The 13177-nt window shown below is 58.6% G+C and carries 12 protein-coding genes; 5 read left to right on the top strand and 7 right to left on the bottom strand.

Annotated features, from left to right (window positions below):
• Positions 1 to 95: 95 nt before the first annotated feature.
• Together ROI90_RS14245 and ROI90_RS14240 are read left to right on the top strand one after the other, a co-directional pair.
• Positions 96 to 614 (top strand): DinB family protein, encoded by a 519-nt coding sequence (locus tag ROI90_RS14245; protein WP_315999025.1) that lies wholly within the window; start codon positions 96 to 98, stop codon positions 612 to 614.
• Between the two features lie 85 nt (positions 615 to 699).
• Positions 700 to 2142, top strand: coding sequence for a T9SS type A sorting domain-containing protein (locus ROI90_RS14240; protein ID WP_315999024.1), 1443 nt, complete (start codon positions 700 to 702; stop codon positions 2140 to 2142).
• Between the two features lie 109 nt (positions 2143 to 2251).
• Here the strand turns inward: ROI90_RS14240 and ROI90_RS14235 are convergent, their stop codons facing one another.
• From ROI90_RS14235 to ROI90_RS14225, 3 genes are all read right to left on the bottom strand, one after another.
• Positions 2252 to 3919 (bottom strand): amidohydrolase, encoded by a 1668-nt coding sequence (locus tag ROI90_RS14235; protein WP_315999023.1) that lies wholly within the window; start codon positions 3917 to 3919, stop codon positions 2252 to 2254.
• Positions 3920 to 3947: 28 nt separating this feature from the next.
• Positions 3948 to 4391, bottom strand: coding sequence for a hypothetical protein (locus tag ROI90_RS14230; protein ID WP_315999022.1), 444 nt, complete (start codon positions 4389 to 4391; stop codon positions 3948 to 3950).
• A 91-nt stretch (positions 4392 to 4482) separates the two neighbouring features.
• The gene (locus ROI90_RS14225) at positions 4483 to 5256 is read right to left on the bottom strand and encodes an AMP nucleosidase (RefSeq protein ID WP_315999021.1); all 774 of its coding nucleotides are present in this window, start codon (positions 5254 to 5256) and stop codon (positions 4483 to 4485) included.
• Between the two features lie 188 nt (positions 5257 to 5444).
• Here ROI90_RS14225 and ROI90_RS14220 point away from each other — a divergent pair, with 188 nt between their 5' ends.
• From ROI90_RS14220 to ROI90_RS14210, 3 genes are all read left to right on the top strand, one after another.
• Complete coding sequence (locus tag ROI90_RS14220; RefSeq protein ID WP_315999020.1) at positions 5445 to 5900, top strand: type I restriction enzyme HsdR N-terminal domain-containing protein; 456 nt, start codon at positions 5445 to 5447, stop codon at positions 5898 to 5900.
• 126 nt (positions 5901 to 6026) lie between these two features.
• Complete coding sequence (locus ROI90_RS14215; protein ID WP_315999019.1) at positions 6027 to 7844, top strand: PAS domain-containing sensor histidine kinase; 1818 nt, start codon at positions 6027 to 6029, stop codon at positions 7842 to 7844.
• Between the two features lie 10 nt (positions 7845 to 7854).
• Positions 7855 to 8271 carry a response regulator gene (locus ROI90_RS14210; RefSeq protein ID WP_315999018.1) on the top strand — a complete coding sequence of 139 codons (417 nt, stop codon included), beginning with the start codon at positions 7855 to 7857 and terminating at the stop codon, positions 8269 to 8271.
• Here ROI90_RS14210 and ROI90_RS14205 read toward each other — a convergent pair.
• The 4 genes from ROI90_RS14205 to ROI90_RS14190 form a co-directional block, all read right to left on the bottom strand.
• Positions 8268 to 10163, bottom strand: coding sequence for an LTA synthase family protein (locus ROI90_RS14205; protein WP_315999017.1), 1896 nt, complete (start codon positions 10161 to 10163; stop codon positions 8268 to 8270). The genes ROI90_RS14210 and ROI90_RS14205 overlap by 4 nt on opposite strands.
• A 73-nt stretch (positions 10164 to 10236) precedes the next feature.
• Positions 10237 to 10836, bottom strand: coding sequence for an SMI1/KNR4 family protein (locus ROI90_RS14200; protein WP_315999016.1), 600 nt, complete (start codon positions 10834 to 10836; stop codon positions 10237 to 10239).
• 162 nt (positions 10837 to 10998) lie between these two features.
• Positions 10999 to 12129: an alanine dehydrogenase gene (gene ald, locus ROI90_RS14195; protein ID WP_315999015.1), complete on the bottom strand. Its 1131-nt coding sequence runs from the start codon at positions 12127 to 12129 to the stop codon at positions 10999 to 11001.
• Between the two features lie 233 nt (positions 12130 to 12362).
• Positions 12363 to 13136: a DUF1573 domain-containing protein gene (locus ROI90_RS14190; RefSeq protein WP_315999014.1), complete on the bottom strand. Its 774-nt coding sequence runs from the start codon at positions 13134 to 13136 to the stop codon at positions 12363 to 12365.
• Positions 13137 to 13177: the final 41 nt, after the last annotated feature.

The following is a 13177-nucleotide window of genomic DNA, read 5'->3' as shown; positions in this document are numbered from 1 at the left end:
GGCCGCCAATCCAGTTATATTGCAGTACTTGCCCACGAGCACCGGCCGCCCCGGTGCTCGTGGCTGTTTTCTCCCTACCCAACCGCAGTTCCTGTATGCACACGTCCTCCCTCCAACACAATATTCTGGCTGAGCTTGACCACGAGTTGGCTACCACCCGCAAACTGCTGGAGCGTGTCCCCTACGACCAAGCCGACTTCCAGCCCCACCCCAAAAGCATGAAGCTGTGGCAGCTGGCTACGCACGTGGTAAATCTGCTGGCCTTCAACCAACTGTTTGTGCAGCACAGCTCCCGCGACTTTCTCGACCCCAACGGCCCCAAGCCCGGCCCCACGCCCACCAGCTCCGAGGAACTGTTGCAACGGTTCGACCAGTATAGCGCCAGCCTGCGCCAGGCCCTGCAGGAATCTGACGACGAGAAGCTGACTGCTAGCTTCCGCCTGCACCGAGGCGAGCAAACCCTGCTGGAGCATTCCAAAGGTGCGGCCATCCGCATTATGGGCCTTAACCACAGTATTCATCATCGGGGCCAGCTGTCGGTATACCTGCGTTTGCTCGATATTCCGCTGCCCGCCATGTACGGCCCTTCGGCCGATGACCCGAACTGGATGTAGAAGCGTGGGAATCATATCCTTGAGAATGAGATAAAACTGTATATTTCGATGAAGAAATTGATTGTTTTATCTCATCCTCAAGGATATGCTTGTCCACTATACTCTGGTTGCCCGCTATGCTGCGGCATTGGGCGCGGCACTGTTACTGCACCTGCCTGCCAGCGCCCAAACGTCCCGCATCGACCCTACTTTTTCACCGGTGCAGGCTACTTTGCTTGAGAACGGAATATCGGTACCAGCTACTATTCAGGATATAGTGCGGCAGGCCGATGGGAAATATATTATTGCAGGGAATTTTACGGCTATTAATGGTGCGCCCGCATCCGGATTAGCCCGTCTGGAAGCTAGTGGCACCCTTGATGCAGCTTTTACGGCGGCCTGCCAGACCAATGGGCCCGTCAGCTCACTAGCCTTACAGCCCGATGGTCGCCTATTAGTTGGGGGGAGTTTTACCACGCTGGCTGGCTCACCCCGAGCGTACGTCGGACGCCTTGAGCCTTCCGGTGTCCTTGATGCATCTTTCGCTCCTTATGCCCCGCCAGTTAGAGCAGTAGGCGGAGTTAGCAAGCTGCTGATACAGCCTGACGGCAAGGTACTGGTAGCAGGCTTGTTCAATCTGCGTGGAGCCGGCCAAGCCGATCAATATGTTGTACGTCTGAGCGGAAGCACTGGTCAGTATGACCCCAGCTTCCAGTTTACGCTTCCAACCCCGGATACCTCCCCAAGAACCATACTAGTGCAGCCCGACGGGCACGTGTTGATGGGGGGCAACGGGCCATCTTACCGCCGAGCGTTTATGCTCACCCGGCTCCGCCCTGATGGTTTCGTGGATGCCGGTTTCAACACCCTTGAAAGTACATTTACATCGGAGCTGAACACGTTGGCGCTGGATGCGCTGGGTAGAATTTATGCGGGTGGAATGTTTCAAAACGGACCTGGTAACGCTTTTCTGCGTCGATACTTACCTAACGGCACAATTGACCCGGACTTCAATTACCCCAGAACATCTACTTCCCAATACGCCGGCACTATTGCAGCCATAGCCCTTCAGCCAAATGGGCGACTGTTGGTAGCTCAGGCAAAGGGAGTAGAGCGGCTGCTGCCCAACGGCAGCTTCGATACCAGCTTCATTACGGGTATAGGAGGCACTGTTCGGCAGTTTCTGGTACAACCAGATGGGGCCATTATGGTAGCCGGTACGGCCCTGACGGGTACGGGAGCAACTGGCGCGGTTGGGCTGGTGCGCATCCTGGATGCGAATGTGCTGCGGATGCAGCCGTCGGTGGCGGAGAGTCGTACGGCGGCCTGGCCGGTTCCCGCGCACGATATGCTGCATTTGGAACTGGACGCTGCCAGCAAACCGCAACGGGTGCAGGTGCTGGATGCCCTAGGCCGGCCAATTCTCACGCTGAATCAACCTGGTACTCAAGTTAAACTTCCGCTAACCCACTTGGCAGCTGGTGTATACCAGGTGCGGGTAGAATACGCCAACGCTGGTCAGGTGCGCCGGCGCGTCGTGGTGCAGTAAGTACCACGACTGACAGATAGCAGAAGGGCCCGCCATAGCAATGTGGCGGGCCCTTCTGCTATCTGTCAGTAGTTACTTTGAGTTTCAGAAATCAAGTAACGTTTACCTACTAACGGGCAAATACCTGCTCCCCGGCTATCCAGGTTTGCTGCACCTGGGCAGTACGGAGGGTTTCTTTGGGCGCTTTCAGCAAGTCAATGGGCAGCAGCACGAAGTCGGCGGCCATGCCGGGGCGGATGCTGCCTTTCTGCTTGTCCTCGAAGGCGGCGTGGGCGGCCCAGGTGGTCATGCCCCGGAGCGCGTCTTCGCGGCTCAGGGCATTTTCCATCTGGAAACCCCCGGCCGGGTAGTTCTTGGCATCCTGCCGGGCTACGGCCGAATGAAAGCCGTAGAGCGGGTTAATATCCTCCACCGGGAAGTCGGAGCCTAGGGCTACTTGCCCGTACTGTTTGCGGAGTTGCTCGTAGGCATAGGCGGTTTTGAGGCGCTGCGTACCCAGCCGCTCCCCGGCCCAATACATATCGGAAGTGGCGTGGGTGGGCTGCACGGAAGGCACGATGCCGAACTGCCCGAACTTGGGCATGTCGGCAGGTGTGATAACCTGGGCGTGCTCAATGCGCCAACGCCGGTCTGTCTGGCCTTGCAGCGCCTGCCCATAAATATCCAGAATGATGCGGTTGGCCGAGTCGCCGATGGCGTGAGTATTCATCTGAAACTTGCTGGCCGCTAGCTGCTTGGCCAACGCCCGAAACTCCTGTTCGGTAGACAGCAGGAAGCCGGTTTCTTGGGGCCGGTCAGCGTAGGGCGCTACCAGGCAGGCACCGCGGGAGCCCAATGCTCCATCGGCGTACACCTTAAAGGAGGCCACCGTGAGGCGGTCTTTAAACACGGGGCCCTTCTTCAAATAAAAGTCTTTGTTTTCCTGGGTAGGAGCCAGCATGGCATACAGGCGCACTTTCAACTTGCCGGCCTGCTGCAAGGCATCGAGGCGGTCAACGTTGGCTTTATCGAGGCCCGCATCGGCCATACTGGTAAGGCCCACAGCCACGCAGCGTTTCTGAGCTTCCAGCAATGTTGCTTCGGCCTCGGCCGCCGTCGGGTCCGGTATCTTGCCTGCCACCAGCTTCACGGCATTATCTACCAGAAGGCCGGTGAGACGGCCTTGGGCATCTTTGGTGATGGTGCCCCCGCTGATAGGCGTGCGGGACGTAACGCCGGCCAAGTCTAGTGCCTTTTGATTTACGAGAGCCGCGTGCCCATCTACCCGGATAATGAAAACGGGCGTGTTCGGGAACAGTGCGTCCAGGGTGTCTTTGGTGGGGAATTGCTTGCCGGGCCAATCGTTCTGGTCCCAGCCGCGGCCCGTAAGCCAGGTGGCTTGGGGGTACTGCTGCCGTTGCTGCTGCAGCTTCTGCACCACCTCCCGCCACGAGCCGGTACCCACCAAATCGGCGTCGCGCAGGCCCAGGGCGTAGCGGTAAAAGTGGCAGTGCGCATCGTAAAAACCAGGATACACAAACTGCCCCTGAGCATCTATTTCTTTCTCCGCCTGATACTTGGCCTTGATTTCCTCGGCCGTGCCTACGGCCACAAATTTGCCATCCTTCACCGCAAAAGCCTGGGCCGTGCTAAACGCCGAATCGACGGTGTAAACGGTGGCATTGTACACCAGCACATCGGCGGGCTGGCGGGAGGCCGACTGGCAACTGGCCAGCGCAAGAGCTGCGCCGGCTACGGCCGCCGCTGGCCGCCAAGCATTCAGGAAAGGAGAAGTCATGCCGCGAAAGTACACAGCCAGACCACATTCACCGCATCTGGGCGGCGCGGGCTTTGCGGGCGCAGCTGCGCAGCCATTGCCGGGCGCTGTCCTCATCCGTGAAGCGCCGAAAATAGTAGGGCAAGTTCGCTTCCTCGGCCTGCTGCGGTGTGTAAGGCGTAGCCAGCACGCCCGCCAACTGGTGCGGCGACATCAGGTAAGCCAGGTAGACGGTATTGCCCAGGCGGGGCTGTAACTGCGGAAAATATTCCTCCATCAGCCACGACACATCGGCGGCTCCCAGCGGAGAAAGGCGCCGGGTAATGTCAACCAGCCAGCAACTGCACTGGTAGTCGGCGGCAGTATCCAGCAGCTGAGCATAGCCCCGGTGCAGCTCAAACGGCATTACGGAGCGTTGCCACCGACTTAGCAAGGTGCGGCGGCGCCCTTCGTAATTGATGTACAGGTAAGGAGGGGAAGCTACTTCCGGCATGCGCGAGGGGGCTACAACAGACGGGGCCTGAGCTTCACTACTACTAGGAAACCCAGGCCCCGCATCAGGCAAGGTATGTACTTATTGGTACTTATTCGAAGCGCATGTGCTTTACTGACTCCCCGGAGTTTTTCAACTCCAGCAACGACTCAATGCCAATCTGCAGGTGAGCGTTTACGAAGTCGGCGGTTACCTTTTTGTCGCTTTCCGAGGTTTTCACGCCTTCCGGCGTCATCGGGTTGTCGGATACTAGCAGCAGAGCGCCGTGGGGAATTTCATTCACGAAACCGACGGTGAAGATAGTCGCCGTTTCCATATCCACGGCCATGGCCCGGATCTGGCGCAAATACTCCTTGAAGTTCTCGTCATGCTCCCACACCCGGCGGTTGGTGGTGTACACGGTGCCCGTCCAGTAGTCCTTCTCGTGCTTCTTGATCATGCTGCTCACGGCTCGCTGCAGGCGGAAGGAAGGCAGCGCCGGAATTTCAGCCGGCAGGTAGTCATCCGAAGTACCCTCGCCCCGGATAGCGGCAATGGGCAGGATCAGGTCACCGAGCTTGGTTTTGTTTTTCAGGCCGCCGCACTTACCCAGGAACAGGGCTGCTTTAGGCTTCACGGCCGACAGCAGATCCATAACGGTAGCCGCCATGGGCGAGCCCATACCAAAGTTGATGATGGTGATGCCGTTGGCCGTAGCCGTTTGCATGGGTTTGTCGAGGCCGCGTACTTCGGTACCAAACTGCTCGGCAAACATGTGCACATAGTTGATAAAGTTGGTCAGCAGAATGTACTGGCCAAACTCATTCAGCGCCACGCCAGTGTAGCGGGGCAGCCAGTTCTCGACGATGTCGGATTTAGTCTTCATAAGGGGAAATATAAGAGTGTTGCTTGGAAAAAGGCTGCAACGGGGCCGGCTACTGCTCCGGGCAGCAACCAGCTACGTGCAGCCGGAAAATTCAGGTACAAAAAAACCGTCGGAACCCTATAAATCGGGTGCGACGGTACGGAGTGAAAAGCGGGAGTTGAGTGCCCAGGGCCGTACCTTTGGAGGTGATGCAAGAGTTAAACCTGCCGCCTTTCGACTGCAAAGTTACACAATCCAGCGAAAATTTGCTAATCTGGGATGTGCTGCGCCGCCGAAACGTGGTACTGACACCCGAGGAATGGGTGCGCCAACATGTGGTACACTACCTCATCAACCACCGCGGCTACCCTAAAGGGCTGCTGAGCCTGGAGCGTGGCCACCGCTACAACCAGCGCCAAAAACGCACCGACCTGATTGCCCTGAATGCGGCCGGCCAGCCGCTACTGCTGGTGGAGTGCAAACGGCCCACGGTGCCCATCACGGCGGCCGTGGCCATGCAGGCGGCTACCTATAACCAAACCATCGGGGCTCCGCTACTGCTGCTGACCAATGGGCTGCAGCATTTCTGCTGGCGCGTACACTTCGAGACGCGCTCCAATGAGCAGTTGTCCGAAGTGCCGTGGTACTCCAGTAGTATTGAGTAGGAAAATACCTGTGCGGAAAGCTGCGCTTGAGTTGCAGCAATTTCCTTTCTTTAGGCTTGGATCTGCGTGCGGTGCCAGCCGGATTGGCTAGGACACAGGTTGTTTCTGTTTATGAGTGTTACGGCCATGATACCTGAACAAGCGCAATTCCTGTTAAATCCGCGGGCCGTGGTGGTCCTGGATGCGGCTGGCAACTTACTGCGGGTCACCACGGGTTTTGCCAACCTTATGCAGTTGCCCGCCGATGAGCTGCTACGCACCAACCTCACCGCGCTTCTCTCCGGCCCCGAAGCCCGGCTGCTGCCGCAGTTGCTGCAGCAGGCACTGGCTGGCCGGCCCGTTGATTTTACCACGGAACTACCCCGGCAGCGTGGCCCCCTGACAATGCTGTTGCTGCCACTGCCCGGCTCACCAGAGCAGCCGGCCCAGCTCTATGGGGTGGTGCAGTCCACGGAATCGGGGGGCGGTACCCAAGCTGCGCTGGAGCGGCAGCGCCACCTTGCTACCGTGCTGAACGCCACCGCCGACGTGGTGTTTGTGCTGAGCGTGGAGGGCCCCGACTACCGGTTTGTGTACGTGAACAAGGCCTTTGAAACCACAACCGGCTTGTCGGCCGATAAAGTAGTAGGGAAGCTGGTTCAGGCTATTATCCCCGAACCGTCGCTGAGTGAGGTGCTGCAGCACTATCAGCTGGCTGTTACCACCCGCCACCCGGTTTCCTGGCTGGAAGTATCGGAGTACCCCAACGGCCGCAAAACCGGCGAGGTCAGCGTAACGCCCGTATTTGCGGCCGATGGCAGCTGCCAGCTGGTGGGAACTGTCCACGATTTAACCCGGCAGAAAGAGGCTGAGGCCCGGTTGGAAGTCAGCAACGAGCGGTTCCGGTACGTGCTCAAGGCTACCACCGACGCCCTCTACGACTGGAATATTGCCGCCGATACCCTGTATTGGGGGGAGGGGTTTGAAACTCTGTTTGGCCACCACTTGGAGCAAAACCCCACTCCATTCAGCAAATGGGGTGACTTGGTAGAACCTACTGAACACGACCGGGTAGTGGCCGGCTTGCGCCATACGGCCCTGGAAACTACCAACGAGTTCTGGCAGCAGACGTACCGCTTCCGGCGGGCCGATGGCTCCTGGGCCTTCGTCTATGACCGGGGCTACATCCTGCGCGATGAGCAGGGCCGGGCCTTCCGCATGATTGGGGCTATGCAGGACGTATCGGCGCAACAGGAGGCGGAGGAGCAGCAGAACCTTCTGCTGAAACGGCTGGAAAAACAGAACGCCGACTTGCAGCAGTTCACCTACATCGTGTCGCACAACCTGCGTGCCCCGCTGGCCAACTCCCTGGGGTACGCCACGCTGCTGAGCAAAGTCGAGAAGACGTCGGGGGTGTTTGAGGAGTCGCTGAAGAACCTGCATACCAGCCTGCAGCTACTGGATACGGTAGTAGCTGACGTAACCAGCATCTTATCAGTACGCGACCAGCAGGGCAGTATGCGCCCCGAGGCGGTAGCCATTGCCAAGGTGTGCCAACAGGCCCTGCACAGTCTGCAGCAGCAGCTGGACGCCTATGGGGCCCAGGTGCTCTGCCAGATTCCGGATGACTTTCAGATACTGGGCAGCCGGGCGTACTTTCACAGCATCTTCCACAACCTGCTTTCCAACGCCATCAAATACCGCTCCGATGAGCGCCCATTGCAGGTCGTGATTAAGGCCGACGCCTTGCCTGATGGGCACCGCCAACTGGTGGTGCGTGACAACGGCCAAGGATTTGACGCGGGCCAGAACGACGTATTTCAGCTATACCGGCGTTTCCATCCCAGCATGCCGGGCCGGGGTATTGGCCTGTACTTGGTGAGGGCCCACGTAGAGTCCATGAATGGGCGCATCAGCGTCTGGAGTGAGGTAAATACCGGTACCCAGTTTACGCTTCTGTTCTAGTCTTATGCTCGTGAAAACCTACCTTATCGACGATGATACGCTCAGCATCTACCTCACGGAGCAGCTGCTGCGGGCCGAAGGTTTTTCTACTTCTATCAGCACGTTTCACTCGGCAGCACAGGCCTTGGGCCGGCTGGTGCAGGACACGGAGGGCACGCCGCCGCAGGTAGTGTTTCTGGACTTAAATATGCCCCTTATGAACGGGTGGCAGTTTCTGGATGCCCTGCAGCCCTACGAAAGCCGTTTGCAAGGCCGCTGCCACATCTACATCCTGACTTCTTCGCTGGCCCTCACCGACCTGGAAAAGTCCCGGGAATACAACCTGGTCTCGGGCCTGATTCATAAGCCCATCGACACGGAGGAAATCCGGGCTATTCAGGCCGAGCTGACCGACGAGGATGATGAATACGCCGAGGCGGCAGACTAGCGGTATAGCCGGTTATCCAGTAGGCCGTCCGTGAAATACTGGGTGGCGGCCATCAGTTCGTTACCGTACTGCCGTACTTTCTGTGGGTCGGGGTTTGGCAGCGGCGTTTCCGGGAGCTGGTGGGTGCGGTAGGGGTAAAGGCGAATTTGATTATCGGTGGTAAGCTCCGTCACGTAATCGGTGTGTACCAGAAACAGGGAGCCGCCACTCAAAAACAGCGCCCGGCCTGAGCTACGAGCATCAAATACGGAGTACCCAAACGGGAGCAACTGGCGGCTGGCGGGCACGTTGAGCAGGTCCAGCACGGTGGCGGGTACATCGGCCTGCTGGGTGATGCGGTGCACGTTGGCAGGCGGCAGCGGCCGGCTGGGGTGGAAGAGCAGCAGCGGCGTTTTGTAGTTTCCCAGCGTGTTCTGGTAGTCTGGCTTATCCGATTGGGAAGTGTGGTCGGCCAGCAGAATGAACAGGGTGTTGCGGTACCAGGGTTGGCGGCTGGCCGTTTTGAAGAACTGGCGCAGGGCAAAATCGGTGTACCCAATTACCTGATGAATGGGCTGGGTGCCCGTTGGGAAACGCCCAGCGTACTGCCGGGGCACCTCAAACGGCTCGTGGGAGCTGAGCGTGAACACTGTGGAAAAGAACGGTTGCGGCTGCTGGCTGAGCTGCCGCGCGAAGTACTGCAGGTAGGGCTCATCGGCAATGCCCCAGTGCCCATCGAAATCGGGGCTTTTTTCGGCACCCGGATATTCATTCAGCCCGAAATATTGCTGCACGCCCGCAATGCCGCTGAATGTGTTAAAACCCATCGTGCCATTCTGGGCCCCGTGAAATACGGACGTGGCGTAGCCCTCACGACCCAGAATTTCGCCCAGCCCGTGCAGCTCGTCGGTCTGGAAAGTGGAGGTGATAAACGGATGCTCATTGAGGGAAGGCAGGCCGGCCAGTACGGCTGGTAGCGCCTCGATGGAGCGGCGGCCGTTGGCGTAATGGTCCCGGAACAACAGCCCCTGAGTGGCCAGCGAATCAAAGAAGGGCGTATAGCCTTGGCCGTTGTTTTCAACACCGGTATACTCGGAGGCAAAGCTTTCCAGCAGCAGCACCACCACGTTGCTGCGGGGCGCACCGGGCCGGGGGCGGGGCGGCAGCGGAGCCAGGGCTTGGCGCAGCGAATCAGAAGAGGTGAAAAACTCGCGCCGCTCCAGGGTTTGGGCCCCCAGGCTTTTCAGAAAGGTAAATGTGCTGTTCAGGGCCACGTGGCCCAGCACGGGTGGCGTCTGCATAAAAGCGTGCCCCGTGCGCAGCGGCTTGAGCTGCACCCCGCCCCGGATGCCCAGCACCACCAACCCGCCTATTATCACCACCTGCGCTAGGTAACGCCCCACCAAAGCCAGGCGGCTGCGGGCAGGGCCGGAGGGAGCCACCACGGCGGGTTTGGGCATGGGGTAGAAGTACCACATAGCCGCTAGCAGCAGCATAAATGGCACCAGCAAAAACCAGTATTGAACTACCAGTTGCCCAGCCTGTCGGCGCACATCATCCCCAATGGTCAATAGCTCGTTGCTGGTGCGCCGCCCGATAAAGCGGAAATACTCCACGTCAATGAGGTTGAGGGCTACGCCTAATCCGTTGAGCAGCAGCCATACCACCCGCACCGTGCGCTGCCACAGTGTGTGGCGGCTCGGCACCAAGCTCAATACCAGCCACGGAATATTCAGCAGCAGTAGGCCTGCAATATCAAACCGGAAGCCGTGCCAGAACGCAGCAGCCACTTGCTCGTAACTAGCCTGAAATACTGTCTGATTAAACAGGTAGAAGCCCAGGCGCAGCAGCAGGTATACGCCCAGCAGCAGGGAAAACCGACGAACCAGCAGGCGCAGAAACTCAGCAGGCATACGCAAAGCACCGGAGCCGGGCCCCAGCCAATTCAGAAAAAGAGCAGATGAAATACGGCCTGGCCCAAACCACCTACAAAGGCGTCAGGCGCACTTGCTGGCCGTCGGGCAGGTCCTTGATTTGCCGGTGAAACTCGGCCAGCCAGGCCAGCCGCTCCGTTACCGATACGGCCTTGGCGCTGGGTTTGGATTTACCTTTGGTGGCAATGCACAGCGGTGGGTACAAACTCAGCAGCTGCCCCGGCTGCAAGGTGCCGCCCGCCAGCTGAAACGCCCGCAGCGGCTCCATACCCAAGGCATCCAGCGGGAACTTCTCGGCCCCAAACAGGAAATGCTTGAAATCCACTTCCAGATCGGCCAGCTCCCCGGTTTCGGTGTCCAGCCACAGCACGGCATCCCCGCGCAGCAGAAACTGGTTGCCCGCGCAGTCCTGGGCAAAGGGAATATCGGCTTTCTGCACCTCGGTATATGTGCGCCACAAGGCCCGCTCACCCTGCCACACGCTGGCCAACGAGTGCCAGTTGGGCGCCGCCACGCAGCCCCGGATGTGCAATCCGCCAAAATAGGCAACTACCCCGTTCTGCTCCCGCAAAAATGCTTGCAGGTAGGTGGGAAGGCGGGCAAACGTAACCAAATCAGTTAGCTCGCCGCCGGTGTATAGGATACCTTTCATGTTCAATTAAAAATGGAGAATAGAAAATGGAGAATAGAAAAGACGCACTGCATACCCGATTCGGGGTAATGCGAGGTGGGCTGTCTTAAAAAGTAAAAGTTGAGCGTTCCAACGGTTTCAAACCATCAGAACGCTCAACTTTTACTTTTTACTTCTCAATTTTTAATTGGCAATTGCCTCTTCCATTACCGACTCCACCGATTCCAGGGGCAGACCCCAGGCGTCGGCTACGCCTTTGTACACCACTTTACCGTGTACCACGTTCAGGCCGAGGCGCAGGGCCTCGTCGCGGCGGCAGGCTTCCTGCCAGCCCAGGTTGGCCAGCTTCACGGCGTAGGGCAGCGTGGCGTTAGTCAGAGCTAGGGTAGAGGTGTACGGTACGGCACCCGGCATGTTGGCCACGCAGTAGTGCACGATGTCGTCGATGATGAAGGTCGGGTTTTCGTGGGTGGTGGGCTTGCAGGTTTCGATGCAGCCACCCTGGTCCACGGCCACGTCCACCAGCACGGTGCCGGGACGCATGGTCTTCAGCATGTCGCGGGTGATGAGGTGGGGAGCCTTGGCACCCGGAATCAGCACCGCGCCAATGATGAGGTCGGCGGTTTTGATGGCTTCGCGGATGTTGTACTCGTTGGAGTACTGCGTTACCACATTCTTGGGCATGAAGTCGTCCAGCTCACGCAGACGGTTCAGGCTGATGTCCATTACGGTTACCTTAGCACCCAGACCAGCGGCAATTTTGGCGGCCTGCGTACCCACAATGCCGGCACCCAGTACCAGCACTTCAGCGGGCTTCACGCCGGGTACGCCGCCCAGCAGAATACCCCGACCTTTCAGGGGTTTCTCTAGGTACTTAGCGCCTTCCTGTGGGGCCATGCGGCCAGCTACTTCGCTCATCGGAATGAGCAGGGGCAGAGCGCGGGTGGGCAGCTCCACGGTTTCATAGGCCAGGCACACGGCTTTGCGCTCAATCATGGCGTGGGTCAGCTCCTCGCCCGAGGCAAAATGGAAGTAGGTGAACAGCAGCTGGTTTTCCTTGATGAGCGGGTATTCCGAGGCAATCGGCTCCTTCACCTTCACAATCATTTCCGCCTTGGCGTACACGTCCTCAATAGTGGGCAGTACCGTGGCACCCGCCTGCTCATACTCAGCGTCCGAGAAGCCGCTGCCGTTGCCGGCCGTCGCCTGCACGTACACCTCGTGGCCATGCTTACGGAATTCAGCTACGCCAGCCGGGGTCAGGCCTACGCGGTTTTCGTTGTTCTTGATTTCTTTCGGTACGCCGATGATCATGGCTCGAAGCGGGTGAAAATGGGGTGGATGGGGGAATGCCGCGGAACGGCGGGGCAAAGATAAGACACACTGCCGTCATAGCGCCGTAAAAAAAACTGTCATCCTGAGTAGAGCGAAGGACTGGGACCGGTCGGAGAGATTATCGGCTAACCGAATCACTCTTACCTGGCTAAATCCTTCGCCCTACTCAGGATGACAACAGGGCTTTTGCGCCTGAATTTTACTGTTTCGACTTATTTAAACGGAACCGAAGCGCCGCTTTCTTTCACCATGCTGCCCCCATTCAGGTCTTGCACCACGGTGGCTTTGAGCGTGAGCTTGGTGTCCCCGTTCAGGTCGTTGCTGGTAATTACCACCGGCTCGTTCTGGTCGCCGAGCTTGCGTTGGCTGTACACCAGCTCCACCACAGTGCTCTGGCCGGGCTTGATGGGCGAGGGCACGTTTTTATAGCCTACGCAGTAGCACTGGGAGGTGAGGGCGCCCAGCACCAACTCCTGCTTGCCGGTATTCTTCACCGTGAAGCGGGCTACGGGTGCCTGACCGGCCTCCATCTTACCAAAATTATGCACCGTGCGGTCCAGCGTCAGGCGGGGCGACTGCGCCAGCTGGGCAGGAGTGAGCGAGGATTTCATTTGTTCCTTGTTCAGCACATTGCCCTTGATGGTGAGCACCGAGCTGGGCGCGCTGGCGTTGCTGGTCACCGTCACGGTTTTGTTGAAGATGCCGGGGCGGCCGGCGCTGCTGTACACGGCTTTCACAATACCGGTTTTGCCGGGCAGCACGGGCGTTTTGGTCCAGTCGGGGGTGGTACAGCCGCAGCTGGCCTGCACGTTGGCAATGATGATGGGCTGGTTGCCGGTGTTTTTGAACCTGAACTCGTGCGTGGCCAGTGTGCCCTCCGGGACGCTGCCAAAATCGTGCAGCTCTTTATCGAAGGTAAGTACGCCCTGGGCCTGGGCGGCCACGGTTACCAGCGCGGTAAGCAAGAGGGAGAAGAGGTATTTCATGATTGAGAGAAAGTTGAAAAATCAAAACCTGTCATCCTGAG

Source organism: Hymenobacter endophyticus, assembly GCF_032464715.1.
In the GTDB taxonomy this organism is placed as follows: Bacteria; Bacteroidota; Bacteroidia; order Cytophagales; family Hymenobacteraceae; genus Hymenobacter; species Hymenobacter endophyticus.
This window is presented reverse-complemented; position numbering and strand designations above follow the sequence as displayed.

Excerpts from the sequence above, each read along its gene's own strand:
- ROI90_RS14205 (WP_315999017.1), bottom strand. The coding sequence starts at position 10,163 with ATGCCTGCTGAGTTTCTGCGCCTGCTGGTTCGTCGGTTTTCCCTGCTG.
- ROI90_RS14220 (WP_315999020.1), top strand. The coding sequence starts at position 5,445 with ATGCAAGAGTTAAACCTGCCGCCTTTCGACTGCAAAGTTACACAATCC.
- ROI90_RS14240 (WP_315999024.1), top strand. The coding sequence starts at position 700 with ATGCTTGTCCACTATACTCTGGTTGCCCGCTATGCTGCGGCATTGGGC.
- ROI90_RS14190 (WP_315999014.1), bottom strand. The coding sequence starts at position 13,136 with ATGAAATACCTCTTCTCCCTCTTGCTTACCGCGCTGGTAACCGTGGCC.
- ROI90_RS14230 (WP_315999022.1), bottom strand. The coding sequence starts at position 4,391 with ATGCCGGAAGTAGCTTCCCCTCCTTACCTGTACATCAATTACGAAGGG.
- ROI90_RS14245 (WP_315999025.1), top strand. The coding sequence starts at position 96 with ATGCACACGTCCTCCCTCCAACACAATATTCTGGCTGAGCTTGACCAC.
- ROI90_RS14215 (WP_315999019.1), top strand. The coding sequence starts at position 6,027 with ATGATACCTGAACAAGCGCAATTCCTGTTAAATCCGCGGGCCGTGGTG.
- ROI90_RS14225 (WP_315999021.1), bottom strand. The coding sequence starts at position 5,256 with ATGAAGACTAAATCCGACATCGTCGAGAACTGGCTGCCCCGCTACACT.
- ROI90_RS14200 (WP_315999016.1), bottom strand. The coding sequence starts at position 10,836 with ATGAAAGGTATCCTATACACCGGCGGCGAGCTAACTGATTTGGTTACG.
- ald (WP_315999015.1), bottom strand. The coding sequence starts at position 12,129 with ATGATCATCGGCGTACCGAAAGAAATCAAGAACAACGAAAACCGCGTA.
- ROI90_RS14235 (WP_315999023.1), bottom strand. The coding sequence starts at position 3,919 with ATGACTTCTCCTTTCCTGAATGCTTGGCGGCCAGCGGCGGCCGTAGCC.